Origin of the sequence: Streptomyces sp. NPDC002032 (assembly GCF_042890765.1) — a bacterium.
Lineage (GTDB): Bacteria > Actinomycetota > Actinomycetes > Streptomycetales > Streptomycetaceae > Streptomyces.
Window position 1 is genome coordinate 133,566 of sequence record NZ_JBIASM010000005.1, and the last position, 15,599, is coordinate 149,164.

Here is a 15,599-nt window from a genome sequence, read left to right on the forward strand (position 1 = left end):
CGTCGGTACGGTTTCGAGGGGGCGCCATGACAGCGGGAACGACAGCCGGAACAGGGAACGCCGCGCACGCCGGTACGGGGATCCCCGTCCTGGAGGGGCTCCCGCTGCTCGGGTCGCTCCTGGACCTGAAGGGCGACTCGCTCGGGACGTACCTGCGCGCCCGGCAGCGGCACGGGGACGTCGTACGGATCTCCGCCGGGCCGCCCGGCCTGCGCGCCGACCTGTACTGCGTGTTCTCGGCCGAGGGCGCCCAGCAGGTGCTGGCGGCACGGGCGGCCGGCTTCCGCAAGGACAACGCCTTCTACCAGGAGGTCCGGGAATCCTTCGGCAACGGCCTGCTGACCAGCCAGGACGAGGACTACCTGCGCCAGCGCCGGCTCGTGCAGCCCCTGTTCACCCGCAAGCGGGTGGACGGGTACGCCGGGGCGGTCGCCGCCGAGACCGCGAGCACGCTGGCGGCCTGGGAGGAGGCCCGGGACGGGATCGTGGACGTGGGCGCCGAGATGACCCACCTGGCGCTGCGCGCGGTGGCCCGGATCCTGTTCGGCACCGACGTGGACGCCACGGTGGACGTCGTCGACCGGTGTTTTCCGGTCATCACGCAGTACGTGCTGCGGCGCGGCTACTCCCCCGCCAACGTACCGCGCGGCTGGCCGACCCCGGGGAACCGGCGGGCGGCCGCCGCGATGGACGAGCTGTACGGAGTCTGCGACGCGATCATCGCCGGACGACGCCGTCCGGGCGGCACGGACCCGGCGGCGGGCGGCGAGGCGGCGGGCGAGGACCTGCTGACCCTGCTCGCCGCCGCCGGGGACGCGGACGGCTCCGGCTTCGACGCGGCCGAACTGCGCGACCAGGTACTGATCTTCCTGCTGGCCGGCCACGAGACGACCGCGACCTCGCTGGCCTTCGCCCTGCACCTGCTGGCCCGCCACCCCGAGGAGCAGGCGCGGGCCCGCGAGGAGGTCTCCCGCGTGCTGGGGAGCCGTACGCCGGTGGCCACCGACCTCGACCGGCTCCCGTACCTCACCCAGGTGCTCAAGGAGGCGATGCGGCTCTATCCGGCCGCCCCGGTGATCGGCCGCAAGGCCGTCGCCGCCACCGAGGTCGGGGGCCATCTGATCCCGGCGGGCGCCGACGTGATACTGGCCCCCTGGGTGACGCACCGCGACCCCCGCCACTGGCCCGATCCGGACCGCTTCGACCCGGCGCGCTTCACCCCGGAGGCGGAGGCGGCCCGGCCGCGGTACGCCTGGTTCCCCTTCGGCGGCGGCCCGCGCGCCTGCATCGGGCAGCACTTCTCGATGCTGGAGTCGGTGATCGCGCTGGCGATGGTGCTGCGCGCCTACACCTTCGAGGCGGTGGACACCGAGGTCCCGGTCGACGCCGGGATCACCCTGCGCACGACGGGGCCGGCGCGCTGCCGGATCCGCCGCGTGCGGCCCTGAGAGGGGCTCAGCGGTAGTCGTCGGGGTGGTCCTGCATCCAGCTGTTGATCTCGTCGCGGGTGCTGATGAGGATGCTCTGGTGCTTCTTCAGGTTCTCGAAGGCGCTGTTCCCGCCGAGCTCCCCGTCGAGCTTCGCGACGGCCGCGATGGGCTCGGGGAAGTGGCCGGGGCCCTTCGGGTCGGCCTTCATCGCCCGGTCCATCCGGTGCAGTTCGTCGTGGACCCGGCCGAGGAAGTAGGCGCAGTTGCCCGGGGTGCAGGAGTCGCCCAGGGTGGCCTGAAGCCCGGCGAAGGCGTCACGGACCTTCTCCGGCCCGGGGGTGGGCAGGCCGCCGCCGGCCGGGGCGGCGCCGGGCGGCGTACCGTCCGGGACGCGCGGCGAGGACGGCGGCGTGGCGGCGCCGGACGGAGCGGGGGACGCGGCTGGCGCGACGGGGCCGGACGCGGCCGACGGGGCGGCCGGGGCCGGGGAGGCCTTCGGGGCGGCGTCGTCGCCGCAGGCGGCGGTGAGCAAGGTCAGGGACAGGGCCAGGGCGGCGGTGGCGGCCCTGCGGGCCGTGGTGGAGCTGAGCATCGGTTTCCCCCCGAAGTTCGATGATCCAGGAGCCTACCCGCCCGTTTCCTCCGCCACGGCCGCCGGAGAGTGGGTGCCCCGGAGCCGCTGGAGGTCCGAGGGCCGGACCTGGATCACGAACAGCGCGATGGCCGCGCCGACCAGAGTGAACAGCGCCGCCGCCACGAAGGCAGTGGTCACCCCGGAGGTGAGCACCTGGTCGGCCCAGGGCTTGGGGAGCTGGTGGGTGCGCGCGACGAAGAGCTTCTGCTCGGGGGTGGAGGTGCGCAGGAAGTCGGGGAGCTGGGCTTTGGCCTCGTTGCGGCTGGCCGTGCCGAAGACGGTCACCAGGATGGACAGGCCGAGCGAACCGCCCACCTGCTGCATCGTGTTGAGCAGCCCGGAGGCGGCGCCGGACTCGCGGTCGGGGACGTTGGACAGGGCCATCAGGGTCAGCGAGACGAACTGCAGGCCCATGCCGGTGGCGAAGACCAGCATCGGTCCGAGGATGCTGCCCAGGTAGGTGGAGTGGACATCGGTCTGCGTCAGCCAGGCCAGCCCGGCGGCGCAGCACAGCGCCCCGGTGACCATGAAGGGTTTGGGCCCGAACTTGGGGAGCAGCTGGGAGGCGGTGCCGGCGGCCAGCGCGATCATCACGCTGATCGGGAGGAAGGCCAGTCCCGCCCGCAGCGGGCTGAAGCCGAGGACGTTCTGCACGAAGAGGGTGAGGAAGAAGAACATGCCGAAGATCGCGCAGGCCAGGAAGAGCATGATCCCGTAGGTGCCCGCCCGGTTGCGGTCCGCGAACATGTGCAGCGGGGTGATCGGCTGCGGCGAGCGCCGCTCGTTCAGGACGAACAGGGTGAGCAGGACCGCGGCGACGACGAAGGAGCCGATCGTGTAGGGGTCCCTCCAGCCCTGCTGGGACGCGCGGATGAAGCCGTAGACGAGGGCCACCATGCCGAGGGTGGACAGCAGGGCGCCGGCGAGGTCGAAGTGGCCGGGGTGGCGGGCGGATTCGCGGATGACGCGGGAGGCGAGCAGGGCGATCAGCAGGGCGATGGGGACGTTGACGAAGAGCACCCAGCGCCAGTTGAGCCATTCGACGAGGATGCCGCCCGCGAGGAGGCCGATGGCGCCGCCGCCCGCCGAGACGGCCGCGAACACGCCGAAGGCCCGGTTGCGGGCCGGGCCTTCGCGGAAGGTGGTGGTGATCAGCGCGAGCGCGGTCGGGGAGGCGATGGCGGCGCCGACGCCTTGCAGGGCGCGGGCGGCCATCAGCTGGCCGGCGTTCTGGGCGAGGCCGCCGAGGAGGGAGGCGAGGCCGAACAGGAGGATGCCGAAGATGAAGACCCGCCGTCTGCCGAGGATGTCGCCGGCGCGGCCGCCGAGCAGGAGCAGGCCGCCGAAGGTCAGGGTGTAGGCGTTGACCACCCAGGACAGGCTCTCCGTCGAGAAGTTGAGCGCGGTCTGGATGTGCGGTAGCGCGATGTTCACGATGGTGATGTCGAGAACGACCATGAGCTGGCAGGAGGCGATGACGAACAGGGCCAGCCCGTTTCCGCTCCCTCGGACCTTGCCGTCGGTCCGGTTGCTGGTCGGCAGTGCGTTCGGGTCCACTAGTCGACGCTATGCCCGGGCATCGAGGGTCACCACTCGAACGGCCCAGTCCTTCCGTCCGCACGTTCCCCTCTAGGCCATGTGATATTTCACATGCCACACTGGGATCATGGACGACTTCCTCAGGCTCTCCGCCGACACGGCCCGGTTCACCCGCGGAACGCCCCGCGCCTTCGCGTTCGGTGACGACGGCCGTCTCCTGTGGTTCCTGCGCTCGACGGGACCCACCGACCCGTTCGAGGGCCTCTGGGTGCTCGACACCGCCACCGGCGCCGAAACCCTGCTCGCCGACCCCCGCGCCCTGTGCCCCGAGCCCGGCGAACTCCCCCTCGCCGAGCGGCGCCTGCGCGAGCGGACCCGGCTCGTCGCCGCCGGGATCGGCTCGTACGCGCTCTCCGGCGACGGCCGCCGCGCCGCCTTCGCCCTCTACGGCAGGCTCTACGGCGTCACCGCCGGCGCGGACGGCGGGCCCGTCGCGATAGCCGCCGCCGGACCCGCCCTCGACCCCCGCCCCAACGCCGACGGCTCGCGCACCGCGTACGTCACGGACGACGCCCTCCACGTCTCCCCCGGCGGGCGCGTCAGCCCCGACGACGGGGCCCGCTGGGGCGTCGCCGAGTTCGCCGCCGCCGAGGAACTCGGCCGCGCCCGCGGCCACTGGTGGTCCCCCGACGGACAGACCCTGCTCGCCGCCCGCGTCGACGAGAGCGCGCTGCCGCGACGCTGGTTCGCGGACCCCGCCCACCCCGAGCTGCCCGCCGAGGACTTCGCCTACCCCGAGGCCGGCGGCCCCAACGCCGACGTCCAGCTGTGGGTGCTCCGCCCGGACGGGGGCCGCGTACGCCTCGACTGGGACGCCGCGGCCCACCCGTACGTCTGCGAAGCCGGCTGGGAGTCGGACACCGAGATCCTGCTGACCGTCCAGGACCGGCTCCAGCGCAGCGTCCTGCTGCTCACGGCCGACCCGGCCGGCGGCCGCACCCGGGAGCTGTCGCGCACCGAACACCCCCGGTGGGTGGACCCGCTGCCGGGCACCCCGGCCCGGCTGCCCGACGGACGGATGCTCACCGCCGCCGACACCCCCGGCGGGGCCGCGCGCGGCCTCGCCCTCGACGGGAAGCCGCTGACCGGGGACGGGATACAGGTCCGCCGCGTGGCCGGGGTGCACGGGGGCCGGCTGCTGATCGAGGCCGGACTGCGCGACCCCGCCGAACAGCAGGTGCTGCTGCTGGACCCGGAGACGGGCGCCCTGACCCCGCTCGCCGACGGCCCCGGGGTGCACTCCGTCCAGGCCGGCGCGGGGGCGCTGCTGCTGACCTCGGCCGACGCCGACGGGTACCGGCGCACCGTACGCACCGCCGACGGCCCCACCTGCGCCCCGGCCGACCTCGCCGCGCCGCTGCCCCACCGGGTGGTCCCGCTCCTGGAGCGGGTCACCGAGCACGGCGTGCCCACCGCCCTCGTCCTGCCGCGCGCCCACGTCCCCGGCCGGCGGCTGCCCGTACTGGTGGACGGCTACGGCGGCCCCGGCTTCCAGGACGTCTGCGCCGAGCCGCGGCGCTGGCAGGCCCGGCAGTGGTGGGCCGACCAGGGCTTCGCCGTGGTCACCGTGGACAACCGGGGCACCCCGTACGTCTCGCCCGCCTTCACCCACGCCTTGTACCGGGGCTTCTCCGAGGTCACCCTGGAGGACCAGGTCGCCGCCCTGCACGCGCTCGGCGAGCGCCACCCCGACCTCGACCTCGGCCGGGTCGGCGTCCGCGGCTGGTCCTACGGCGGCTACCTGGCGGCCATGGCGGTCCTGCGCCGCCCCGACGTCTTCCACGCGGCCGCCGCCGGGGCCGCGCCCACCGACTTCCGGCACTACGACACGGCGTACACCGAGCGCTACCTCGGACTCCCGCAGGAGCACCCGGACGCCTACGCACGGGACTCGCTGCTCCCGGACGCCCCGGAGCTGACCCGGCCGTTGCTGCTCGTCACTGGCCTCGCCGACGACAACGTCCACCCCTCCCACACCCTGCGCCTGTCCCGGGCCCTGACGGACGCCGGCCGCCCGCACCGGCTCCTGGCCCTCCCCGGCGTCACCCACATGACCCCGAACGGCATCCGCGAGAAGGTGATGGCCCAGGAACTCGCCTTCTTCCGCAGCGAACTGGCCTAGCCCGTCCCGGGCGGGTACGCGGAAGGGCCCCGCGGGCTTCATCGGCCGCGGGGCCCCTCTTCTTCCCGTGATCCCCGTCAGTCACCCGGGAAGTGACAGGCCACCTCGCGGGAGGCGGCGATCCGCAGGAGCGGCCGTTCGGTGCGGCAGAGGTCCTGCGCCTTGGGGCAGCGCGGATGGAAGGAGCAGCCCGGGGGCGGGGCGGCCGGGCTCGGCGGGTCGCCGAGCAGTACGATCCGCTCGCGCCGCCGCTCCGCCGCCGGGTCGGGCAGCGGGACGGCGGACAGCAGCGCCCGGGTGTAGGGGTGCTGCGGGTCCTCGTACAGGGACTTCTTGTCCCCGATCTCGACGATCCGGCCGAGGTACATGACCGCGACCCGGTCGCTGACCCGCTTGACGACCGAGAGGTCGTGCGCGATGAACACGTAGGCCAGGCCCAGTTCGGCGCGCAGCCGTTCCATCAGGTTGACGATCTGCGCCTGCACGGAGACGTCGAGCGCGGAGACCGGTTCGTCCGCGACGACCAGCCGGGGGTTGGTCGCGAGCGAGCGGGCGATGCCGATGCGCTGGGCCTGGCCGCCGGAGAACTCGTGCGGGTAGCGGTCGATGTGTTCCGGGATGAGGCCGGTCAGTTCCATCAGTTCGGCGGCCCGGCGGCGGGCGTCGCCCGCGCTCCAGCCCTGGACCAGCAGCGGGTCGGAGATGATGCGGGCCACGGTCTGGCGGGGGTTGAGGGAGGAGTGCGGGTCCTGGAACACCATCTGGATGTTTCTGCGGACCGGCCGCAGGGCGCCCTGGGAGAGCCGGGTGATGTCCTTGCCGTCGAAGGTGACCGTGCCGGAAGTGGGCTGGAGGAGGCGGACCAGCATCCGCCCGGTGGTGGACTTGCCGCAGCCCGACTCCCCCACCAGGCCGAGGGTGCGGCCGGCGGGGAGGTCGAAGGAGATCCCGTCGACGGCCCGGACGGGCGCCCCGCGGCGGCCCGTCAGCGCGCGCCGGCCGGGGAAGGTCATGGTCAGGTCCCGTACGGAGAGCAGGGGCCGGCCGGTGTCGCTCGCGGTCATCGGGCCGCCTCCTCGGGGTGCGGGGCTCCCGCGAAATGGCAGGCCACGGCGCGCCGCGGCCCGTCCCCGTACGGGACGAACAGCGGTCGTTCCTCGGTGCAGCGGGCGGCCGCCCGGGTGCAGCGGGGGGCGAAGGCGCAGCCCGGGGCGGGGGCCAGCAGGGACGGCGGGGAGCCGGGGATGGAGGGCAGGGGGGCGTCGTCGGGGGTGTCGAGGCGGGGCAGGGAGTCGAGCAGGCCCCTGGTGTAGGGGTGGGCGGGCCCGGCGAACAGCTCGTCCGCGCCGGCCTGTTCGGCGGCGCGGCCGCCGTACATGACGAGCACCTCGTGGGCGACGCGGGCCACGACCCCGAGGTCGTGGGTGATCAGCACGACGCCGAGGCCGCGCTCCTGCTGGAGGCGGGCGAGCAGCTCCAGGATCTGCGCCTGCACGGTGACGTCGAGGGCGGTGGTCGGCTCGTCGGCGATGAGCAGGTCGGGTTCGCAGGCCAGGGCCATGGCGATCATGGCGCGCTGGCGCATGCCCCCGGAGAACTGGTGCGGGTACTCCCCGGCGCGGCGCGCCGGTTCGGGGATGCCGACCTCGCCGAGCATGTCGACCGCCCGTCTGCGCGCGGCGGACCGCCCGGCCCGGAAGTGGACGCGGAAGTGCTCGGCGATCTGCTCGCCGACGGTGTAGTAGGGGTGCAGGCTGGAGAGCGGGTCCTGGAAGATCATGGCCATCCGGCGGCCGCGCACCGAGGACAGCTCCTTCTCGGACAGCCCGGTGAGTTCCCGTCCGGCGAGGGCGACGGAGCCGGTGACCTCGGCGCCGCCGCGGTGCAGGCCCATGACGGCGAGCGAGGTGACGGACTTGCCGGAGCCGGATTCGCCGACGATGCCGAGGGTGCGTCCGGCCTCGACGGTGAAGCCGAGGGAGTCGACGGCGCGTACGGTGCCGCGCGGGGTGGTGAAGGTGACGCGCAGGTCGCGCACTTCGAGCAGGGGTGGCGCGGTGGCCATCAGTACCTCACCCTCGGGTCGACGACGGCGTACAGGAGGTCGACGACGAGGTTCGCGACGACGATGAAGAAGGCGGCGAGCAGGGTGACCCCGAGGACCACGGGCTGGTCGGAGCTGACGAGCGCGCCGTAGAACAGCCGGCCGATGCCGGGGAGTCCGAAGATGGACTCGGTGATCACGGCTCCGGCGAGCAGCCCGCCCAGGTCCATGCCGAAGATGGTGAGGATCGGCGTCATGCCGGAGCGCAGCCCGTGCTTGACCACGACGGTGCGCTCGGGCATGCCCTTGGCGCGGGCGGTGCGGATGTACGGCTCGGCCATCGCCTCGATCATCGAACCGCGGCTCTGGCGGGCGTACATGGCGGCGTAGAGCAGGGCGAGCGCGGTCCACGGCAGGAGCAGGTTCGAGGCCCAGCCGAGCGGGTCGTCGGTCAGGGCCCGGTAGGCGGGGTAGGGCAGGAGGCCGGCGACGCGGATGACTCCGTAGATCAGCATCACGGAGGTGAAGTAGACGGGCAGCGAGGCGGCGGCGACGGCCCCGACCATCAGGGCCTTGTCGGTGGCGGTGTCCTTGCGCAGGGCGGCGGTGACCCCGGCGCCGAGGCCGAGCAGCAGCCACAGGGCGGCGGCGCCGACGGCGAGGGAGGCGGAGACGGGGAGCCGGTCCATGAGGAGGTCCCAGACGGGCAGGGAGTTCTCGTACGAGTAGCCCAGGCACGGGAAGTCGCACTGGACGGCGTACTGGCCGCTGCCGAGGGTGCGGCCGGTGAAGATCCCGGAGAGGAAGTCGGCGAACTGCTTCCAGACGGGCTGGTCGAGGCCGAGATAGACGCGTACGTCGGCCAGCCGTTCGGCGCTGCACGTCTTGCCGCAGGCCGCGGCGGCCGGGTCCGTGGGCAGGACGTAGAAGATGAGGAAGGTGACGGCGGCGATGGCCAGGAGGACGCCGGCGAGGGCGGCCAGCCGACGGACGAGGTAGAGGATCACGTGCGGCCGCCCCTCGGGTCGAGGATGTCGCGCAGGGCATCGCCGAGGAGGGTGAAGGCGAGGACGGCGAGGAAGAGGAAGGCGCTCGGGATGACGAAGTACATGGGGTCGGTCTCGTAGAAGGCCACGGACTCGGCGATCATCTGGCCCCACGAGGGGGTGGGCGGGCGCACGCCCACGCCGAGGTAGCTGAGGGCGGCCTCGGTGCTGATCATGCCGGGGATGAGCAGGGTGGTGTAGGCGATGACCGGGCCCGAGACTCCGGGGAGGATGTCGCGGGTCAGGATCCGCCAGGAGCTCGCGCCGCCGACGCGGGCGGCGTCGACGTACTCGCGGTGTTTGAGGGAGAGGGTCTGGCCGCGGACGACGCGGGCGACGCCGGGCCAGCCGAAGAGGCCGATGACGCTGGTCATCAGGACGATCCGGTTGACGTCCCTGGCCACCGACAGCATCGCGATCATGAAGATCAGCGAGGGGAAGGACATCGTGAGGTCCATGAGCCGGGACAGGACGGCGTCGGTGCGACCGCCGAAGTAGCCGGCCGCGATCCCGGCGGCGGTGCCCGCGAGGACGACGATGGCCGTGGCGGCGAAGGCGATCATGAGGGAGACCTGGGCGCCGTGGACGACGCGGGAGAACAGGTCGCGGCCGGTGACGGGCTCGACGCCGAGCCAGTGCTCGGGGCTGATCCCGCCGAAGGAACCGAGGGGCTGGCCGCCGAGGTAGGGGTCGACGGCGGCCTTGTCGAAGGCGTCCGGGGACCAGCCGCCGAGGGCACCCAGCCAGGGGGCGGCCAGGGCCATCAGGACGAAGAGGAGGACGACGCAGAGGCTGATGCGGACGGCGGGGCGGCGGCGCAGTTCCCGCCGGGCGAGCTGCCAGGGGCTGCTGCCGGGCGGTACGGCCTGGGCCGCCGGTGCGGCGGTGTCCGGTGCGGCGCCGTCCGGTGCGGCGCCGTCCGGTGTGGTGGTGGTCATGGGGTCGCGGCCCTCACCGGCCCTCAGCCCTGGCTCTTCGAGGGGTCCTTGAGGCCGACGGTCCCGTAGTCGATGGTGCCGGTCCACACGGGGTGGCCGTAGGCGCCGGCGATGTTGGGGCCGACGAGGAGCGGCTTGCGCTCCCGGAGGATCGGGATGGAGGGGGACTTCTTCATGATCTCGGCGTCGAGGTCGATCCAGGCCTGGTTGGCCTGCTTGGCGTCGGCCATGGCGTTGATCTCGTCGATCCGCTTCATCGTCGCGTCGTCACGGAACTGGCTGTAGTTGCCCTGGTTGCCCTTGTCCTTGATGGTGCGTCCGTCGAAGACGAAGGGGAGCCAGGTGGAGCCGGAGGGGTAATCGGGGCACCAGCCGGTGTAGGTCATGTCGGGGGTGGTGGAGAGGTCGCCGATGGCGTCGTAGTAGGCGCCGGGGTCGACGGTGTCGATGACGACCTCGACGCCGGCCCGGGCCAGGCCCTGCTGGAAGGCCTCCGCCTTGCCCTTGTCCCCGGTGGAGACGGCGAGGGTGACCTTCAGGTGCTCCTTGCCGGCGGCCTTGAGCAGTTCCTTGGCCTTGGCCGGGTCGCCGGCGGCGGGGATCTTGAGGGTGTCGGCCTGCTTGCCGCCGGCGAGGGCCGGGGGCAGGTAGGCGGTGGCCACCTCGTTGAGGGCGGGGCCGCCGCCCGCGGTGATGACGGCTTCCTTGTCGACCGCGTACTGCATGGCCTCGCGGACCTTGGGGTCGTTGAAGGGGGCGCGGGAGTTGTTCAGGTGGAGCATGGTCGTACAGCCCTGGGACTCGGCGAGCAGGCGGGCCTTGACCTCGGGCTTGGGCAGGACCTTCGGGGCGCTCTCGGGGCGCATGTTGAAGTACTCGACGGTGGAGGCGTCGGCGCCCTCGCCGGCGATGATGCGGTCGTCGATCTGGCCGCCCTTGAGGCCCATGACGACGACGAACTTGTCCGGGTAGGCCTTGCGGACGGAGTCGGTCTTCGGGTCCCAGTGCTCGTTGCGCACCAAGACCAGCTTCTTGTCCCGGTCGTACGTCTCGATCTTGTACGGGCCGGAGGAGAACGGGCGGGCGTCGTACTGGGTGCCCTTCTCCTGGGACTGCGGGACCGGGGCGAAGGTGGGAAGGGTGGCGGTCTGGGAGAACTCGGCGACGGGGCGCTTGAGTTCGAAGACGATCGTGCGGTCGTCGGGGGTCTTGACCGAGTCGAGGTGCTTGCCGTCCAGGGGGCCCTTGTAGCCCTCGCCGCCGGCCAGGTACTGGGCGGCGTAGTCGGGGCCGCCGGTGAGGTCGGGGGCGAAGGAGCGCTCGACGTTGTACTTGATGTCCTGGGCCTTGACCGGCGAGCCGTCCTCGTACTTCACGCCCTCCTTGAGGGTGAAGGTCCAGGTCTTGCCGCCGTTGGAGGGGGTGCCCAGGTCGGTGGCGAGGTCGGGGACGAGCTCGCTGCCAGCCTTGCCGGGCTCGGCCTTGAAGGTGACGAGCGTGCGGTAGAGCAGGCGGGTACCGAAGTCCATGGCCGGCATCACCCAGTTGCGGGCGGGGTCGAGGTGGCCGAAGTCCTGGTTGGACAGGACGGTGAGGGTGCCGCCCTTCACGGGGGTGCCACCGAGGGTCTTGCCGACATTGCCGGTGGCCGGGTTGGCCGCGGAGGGGCCGGAGTCCGTGCCCTTCTTGGGGTCGGAGCAGCCCGAGGCACCGAGTGCGAGAGCGGCCACCACTGCGGTGGCGAGGGCGAGTTGGGTGCGCTTGGTCATGGGTCACTCCAGTGAAGGGCCGCGCTTTAGGGTGTGACCGGTAACATAGTAATGTGAAATTGTACTGACAAGGGGTTGGCGGCGGCGTTATTCAGCCGTGTCCAAATACCCTGCCCCACAACGCCGTTGGGCGGCCACGGCCGCGCGGGCCGGGGCCGCCCAATGGATCGGGAAGGCGGAGGGTGGAGGGGGTCAGACGCCGGAGCCGAGGCCCCCGGGGGTGCGGCCGACCGGCTCGTCGCGGCCCTGGGCCCACAGGGAGCGGACGTGGCCGAGGTGGCGGTGCATGCAGGCCTCGGCGGCCTCGGAGTCCCCGGTCAGCATCAGGTCGAGGAGTTCGATGTGCTCCTCGGCGGAGGAGACCAGCTTGCCGGCCTCGTCCAGGCCCGTCAGCCCGTAGAGGCGGGAGCGCTTGCGCAGGTCGCCCACGGTCTCGACCAGGCGGTCGTTGCCCGCGAGGGCGAGCAGGCCCAGGTGGAAGCGGCGGTCCGCCTCCAGGTACCCGATGAGGTTGTGCTCGCGGGCGCTGGTGACGATCTCCTCGGCGACGGGGCGCAGGGCCTCCAGCTGCCCGGCCGTGGCGATCTTCGTGATTCGGCCGACGGTCGGGACCTCGATCATCGTGCGCAGTTCGGTGTACTGGTCGAGGTCGCGCTCGCTGACCTCGGTGATGCGGAAGCCCTTGTTGCGGACGGGCTCGACCAGCCCCTCGCGGGCCAGGTCGAGCATGGCCTCGCGCACGGGCGTGGCGGAGACGCCGAGTTCGGAGGCGAGGCCGGGGGCCGAGTAGACGCTCCCGGGGCGCAGTTCCCCGGCGATGAGCGCCGCCCGCAGGGCGTGGCCGACCTGGTCCCGGAGCCTTTCCTGGGCCTTGATGAGACTGTGCTGTTTCAGGTCACCCATTGCTTTTCCTCCGAGACCCCCGACACTGCCGACGAGCAGAGGAACAGCGTATAATGTCACGTTGCGCTGTTCGCCCCGGCGGCCCTGAACAGCGCGACCGCCACGACGAGATCCTCCCAGGCCATGCCCACGCTCTTGAAGAGCTGTGGACGACTCGGCCGGCCCGCCCGCGCGATCCGGCCGCGCACCAGGTCGGACAGCGTGCCGCTGATATGACCGGCGCCGATCGCCCCTTCCGCCTCCGGGATCAGCAGGTCCCCCGCCTCGCGCAGGGCCGCCGCGCGCGACTCCACGTACACGGCCGCGCGCCGTACGAGGGCCGTATCGGTCTCACGGGCGTCCGGCTCGTGCGAGCCGACGGCGATGACCAGCGCCCCCGGCGCCACCAGCCGTCCGTCGAAGAGGGGTGCGCGGGCCGTGGTGCAGCAGACCACCAGGTCCGCGCCCGCCACGTCCGCCGGGGTGCCGGTCCGGGCCGGCAGGCCCCGCTCCCGGGCGTACGAGGCCAGTTCACCCGCCCGCCCGGCATCGCGGGCCACCACCACCGTCTCGGCCGGGGGCCGCTCGGCGCACACCGCGTCGAGGTGCCCGTACGCCTGGGGCCCCGAGCCGAACAGCACCAGCCGGCCGGCCGGACCGGGCGGGGCCAGGTGCCGCAGGGCGAGCGCGGAGACGGCCGGGGTGCGCAGCGCGGTCAGGGCCGCCCCGTCGAGCAGGGCCAGCGGGATCAGCGTCGGGCCGTCGAGGAGCAGGTAGCTGCCGGTGATCCGGGGCAGTCCCCGCGCGGGGTTGCCGGGGGCGACCCCGGCGATCTTCACCCCGGCGTACCCGCCCGACGCTGCGGGCATCAGCAGGAGTTCGCCGCCCGGCACCGCAAGGGCGGAGCGCCGGGGGCAGCCCTCCGGGTCCAGCCCGGCGCGCAGCGCCTCCTCCAGGGCGTCGGCGGCCTGCGCGGGGGTGAGCAGCCGGGCCGTCGGCTCGGGGCCGAGCTGCCGCAGGGCGGGGGCGGCGGCGGGGCCCGGGCCGGAAGGCACGCCGGGGGCGGGGGGCCGGGGGTCCGCCGGGCGGGCCGTCACAGCAGGAACCCGGTCCCGAGGGCGTCGTGCGGGTCGACGGTGAAGGTGTGCTCGCCGGTGCGGTAGGCGGTGCCGGTGACCTCGGTGACCCCGCCGTCCAGGATCCGGCCGGTGAACACCGTGCCCACCACCGACTCGTGCAGCAGGTCCTCCCCCACCCCCAGCCGCCCGTCCTCCGCCAGCAGGGCGAGCCGGGCGGAGGTCCCGGAGCCGCAGGGGCTGCGGTCGGTCTGCCCGTCGGCGAAGACGGTGACGTTGCGCTGGTGCGGGCCGAAGGGCGTGTCGGGCAGCTCCTCGTACAGCACCACCCCGTACACCCCGGACAGCAGCGGCCCGTCCGGGTGCCAGGTCGCGGGGTGGGTGGCCAGCGCGGCGCGGATCTCCCGGCCGGCCCGCACCAGCCCGGGCAGCGCGGCGCGGGAGACCTCCAGGCCGAGGTCCCGGGCGGCGACGGCGGCGTAGCAGGCCCCGGCGTGGGCGATGTCCGCCTCCGCGAGGCCGAGGGTGGTGGCCACCGGCACCTTGCGGGCGGCCACCCGCGCCGGGACGTTGCGGAAGGTGACCCCCGTGGTGCGGCCCCCGTCGCGGTGGACGGTGGCGGCGACCCGGCCCGACGGCACGTCGATGCGTACCTGGACGTCCCCGTCGTGCGGCGCCGGGACGCGGCCGGTGTCCACCGCCCAGGCGCCCAGCGCCATGGTGCCGTGGCCGCAGGCGGTGGAGTACCCGTCCTTGTGCCAGAACAGGACCCCGAAGTGGGCGCCGTCGTCGTCCGGCGGGACCACGAAGCCGCCGTACATCCCGGCGTGCCCGCGCGGTTCCCGCACGAGCAGGCGCCGTACGTCGTCGAGCGCGCTCCGCCGCGGCGCGGTCCCCGAGCCCCCGGGTCCGATGGCGGTGGCGCAGCGCTCGGCGACGGTGCCCCCGGGCGCCGCCGGGGCGCCGGATCCGGCGCCGCCGGTCAGGTCGACGATCCGGAAGGGCTCCCCCGCCGTGTGGTAGTCGGTGGTGCGGACGGTGCTCACAACAGGAACCCTCCGGGGAAGGGGTCGGTCGGATCGAGGAAGTACTGGGCGGTGCCGGTGATCCAGGCCCGGCCGGTGACGGCGGGGACCACGGCCGGCAGGCCCCCGACGGTGGTGCGCGCGGTGAGGCGGCCGGTGAACTCGGTGCCGATGAAGGACTCGTTGACGAAGTCGGCGCCGATTTCCAGCAGGCCGCGGGCGTGCAGCTGGGCCATGCGGGCGCTGGTTCCCGTACCGCAGGGCGAGCGGTCGAACCAGCCGGGGTGGATGGCCATGGCGTGCCGGGAGCGGCGGGCGTCGGAGCCGGGGGCGGCGAGGTACACGTGCTTGACCCCGGCGATCGAAGGGTCCTCGGGGTGGACGGGCCGGTCCGGACCGGCGTTGACGGCGTCCATGACGGCGAGGCCCGCGGCGATCAGGTCCTCCTTGCGGGAGCGGTCGAAGGGGAGGCCGAGGGCGTCCAGTTCGACGAAGGCGTAGAAGTTGCCGCCGTAGGCGAGGTCGTAAGTGACCGTGCCGAAGCCGGGCACGTCGGCCTTCAGGTCCAGGCCGACGCTGAAGGAGGGGACGTTGGTGAGGGTGACGGCGGTGGCCGCGCCGTCCTCGACCCGTACGTCGACGCTGACCAGCCCCGCCGGGGTGTCGAGGCGGACCGTGGTGACCGGCTCGGTCACCGCGACCATGCCGGTCTCCACCAGGACGGTGGCCACCCCGATCGTGCCGTGCCCGCACATCGGCAGCAGGCCCGAGACCTCGATGTAGAGCACGCCGAAGTCGGCGTCGGGCCGGGTGGGTGGCTGGAGGATCGCGCCGCTCATCGCGGCGTGGCCGCGCGGCTCGTACATGAGCAGGGTGCGGACGTGGTCCGCGTGCTCGATGAAGTGGAGCCGCTTCTCGGCCATGGTGGCGCCGGGGATGACCCCGACCCCTCCGGTGATCACCCGGGTCGGCATGCCCTCGGTGTGCGAGTCCACCGCGTGGTAGACGTGTCGCGTGCGCATGGGTCTCGGTCT

13 protein-coding genes are annotated in these 15,599 nt (G+C 73.4%); 2 read left to right on the forward strand and 11 right to left on the reverse strand.

Annotation, left to right across the window (positions count from 1 at the left end):
• Positions 1-26: 26 nt before the first annotated feature.
• Positions 27-1,448: a cytochrome P450 gene (locus ACFYYT_RS14650; RefSeq protein ID WP_351817727.1), complete on the forward strand. Its 1,422-nt coding sequence runs from the start codon at positions 27-29 to the stop codon at positions 1,446-1,448.
• Between the two features lie 7 nt (positions 1,449-1,455).
• Here the strand turns inward: ACFYYT_RS14650 and ACFYYT_RS14655 are convergent, their stop codons facing one another.
• Both ACFYYT_RS14655 and ACFYYT_RS14660 read right to left on the reverse strand, forming a co-directional pair.
• On the reverse strand, positions 1,456-2,022 hold the full coding sequence (locus ACFYYT_RS14655; RefSeq protein ID WP_351817724.1) for a hypothetical protein: 567 nt from the start codon (positions 2,020-2,022) through the stop codon (positions 1,456-1,458).
• Between the two features lie 33 nt (positions 2,023-2,055).
• Complete coding sequence (locus tag ACFYYT_RS14660; RefSeq protein ID WP_351817721.1) at positions 2,056-3,621, reverse strand: MFS transporter; 1,566 nt, start codon at positions 3,619-3,621, stop codon at positions 2,056-2,058.
• A gap of 109 nt (positions 3,622-3,730) precedes the next feature.
• Here ACFYYT_RS14660 and ACFYYT_RS14665 point away from each other — a divergent pair, with 109 nt between their 5' ends.
• A complete protein-coding gene (locus tag ACFYYT_RS14665; RefSeq protein ID WP_351817718.1) occupies positions 3,731-5,785 on the forward strand; it encodes a prolyl oligopeptidase family serine peptidase in 2,055 nt (684 codons plus the stop codon).
• Between the two features lie 77 nt (positions 5,786-5,862).
• On the opposite strand, the gene ACFYYT_RS14670 is transcribed toward ACFYYT_RS14665, so the two are convergent.
• The 9 genes from ACFYYT_RS14670 to ACFYYT_RS14710 all read right to left on the reverse strand — a co-directional run bounded on the left by ACFYYT_RS14670 (position 5,863) and on the right by ACFYYT_RS14710 (position 15,587).
• Complete coding sequence (locus ACFYYT_RS14670; protein WP_351817715.1) at positions 5,863-6,849, reverse strand: oligopeptide/dipeptide ABC transporter ATP-binding protein; 987 nt, start codon at positions 6,847-6,849, stop codon at positions 5,863-5,865.
• Complete coding sequence (locus tag ACFYYT_RS14675; RefSeq protein ID WP_351817712.1) at positions 6,846-7,850, reverse strand: ABC transporter ATP-binding protein; 1,005 nt, start codon at positions 7,848-7,850, stop codon at positions 6,846-6,848. The genes ACFYYT_RS14670 and ACFYYT_RS14675 overlap by 4 nt, the downstream gene beginning before the upstream one ends.
• The gene (locus tag ACFYYT_RS14680) at positions 7,850-8,836 is read right to left on the reverse strand and encodes an ABC transporter permease (RefSeq protein ID WP_351817709.1); all 987 of its coding nucleotides are present in this window, start codon (positions 8,834-8,836) and stop codon (positions 7,850-7,852) included. The genes ACFYYT_RS14675 and ACFYYT_RS14680 overlap by 1 nt, the downstream gene beginning before the upstream one ends.
• Positions 8,833-9,813 carry an ABC transporter permease gene (locus tag ACFYYT_RS14685; RefSeq protein WP_351817706.1) on the reverse strand — a complete coding sequence of 327 codons (981 nt, stop codon included), beginning with the start codon at positions 9,811-9,813 and terminating at the stop codon, positions 8,833-8,835. Before ACFYYT_RS14685 ends, ACFYYT_RS14680 begins: the two co-directional genes overlap by 4 nt.
• Positions 9,814-9,836: 23 nt before the next feature.
• Complete coding sequence (locus tag ACFYYT_RS14690) at positions 9,837-11,582, reverse strand: ABC transporter substrate-binding protein (protein ID WP_351817703.1); 1,746 nt, start codon at positions 11,580-11,582, stop codon at positions 9,837-9,839.
• Between the two features lie 192 nt (positions 11,583-11,774).
• Positions 11,775-12,485, reverse strand: coding sequence for a GntR family transcriptional regulator (locus tag ACFYYT_RS14695; protein WP_351817700.1), 711 nt, complete (start codon positions 12,483-12,485; stop codon positions 11,775-11,777).
• A 56-nt stretch (positions 12,486-12,541) separates the two neighbouring features.
• Positions 12,542-13,483 (reverse strand): ornithine cyclodeaminase family protein, encoded by a 942-nt coding sequence (locus tag ACFYYT_RS14700; RefSeq protein WP_388608162.1) that lies wholly within the window; start codon positions 13,481-13,483, stop codon positions 12,542-12,544.
• A gap of 74 nt (positions 13,484-13,557) precedes the next feature.
• The gene (locus tag ACFYYT_RS14705) at positions 13,558-14,586 is read right to left on the reverse strand and encodes a proline racemase family protein (RefSeq protein WP_351817694.1); all 1,029 of its coding nucleotides are present in this window, start codon (positions 14,584-14,586) and stop codon (positions 13,558-13,560) included.
• Positions 14,583-15,587 (reverse strand): proline racemase family protein, encoded by a 1,005-nt coding sequence (locus ACFYYT_RS14710; RefSeq protein WP_351817691.1) that lies wholly within the window; start codon positions 15,585-15,587, stop codon positions 14,583-14,585. The genes ACFYYT_RS14705 and ACFYYT_RS14710 overlap by 4 nt, the downstream gene beginning before the upstream one ends.
• Positions 15,588-15,599 lie beyond the last annotated feature (12 nt).

Bases quoted from the DNA above. Each gene is read 5' to 3' on its own strand.
- ACFYYT_RS14650 (WP_351817727.1), top strand. From the start codon at position 27: ATGACAGCGGGAACGACAGCCGGAACAGGGAACGCCGCGCACGCCGGT.
- ACFYYT_RS14655 (WP_351817724.1), bottom strand. From the start codon at position 2,022: ATGCTCAGCTCCACCACGGCCCGCAGGGCCGCCACCGCCGCCCTGGCC.
- ACFYYT_RS14665 (WP_351817718.1), top strand. From the start codon at position 3,731: ATGGACGACTTCCTCAGGCTCTCCGCCGACACGGCCCGGTTCACCCGC.
- ACFYYT_RS14670 (WP_351817715.1), bottom strand. From the start codon at position 6,849: ATGACCGCGAGCGACACCGGCCGGCCCCTGCTCTCCGTACGGGACCTG.
- ACFYYT_RS14675 (WP_351817712.1), bottom strand. From the start codon at position 7,850: ATGGCCACCGCGCCACCCCTGCTCGAAGTGCGCGACCTGCGCGTCACC.
- ACFYYT_RS14685 (WP_351817706.1), bottom strand. From the start codon at position 9,813: ATGACCACCACCACACCGGACGGCGCCGCACCGGACGGCGCCGCACCG.
- ACFYYT_RS14690 (WP_351817703.1), bottom strand. From the start codon at position 11,582: ATGACCAAGCGCACCCAACTCGCCCTCGCCACCGCAGTGGTGGCCGCT.
- ACFYYT_RS14695 (WP_351817700.1), bottom strand. From the start codon at position 12,485: ATGGGTGACCTGAAACAGCACAGTCTCATCAAGGCCCAGGAAAGGCTC.
- ACFYYT_RS14710 (WP_351817691.1), bottom strand. From the start codon at position 15,587: ATGCGCACGCGACACGTCTACCACGCGGTGGACTCGCACACCGAGGGC.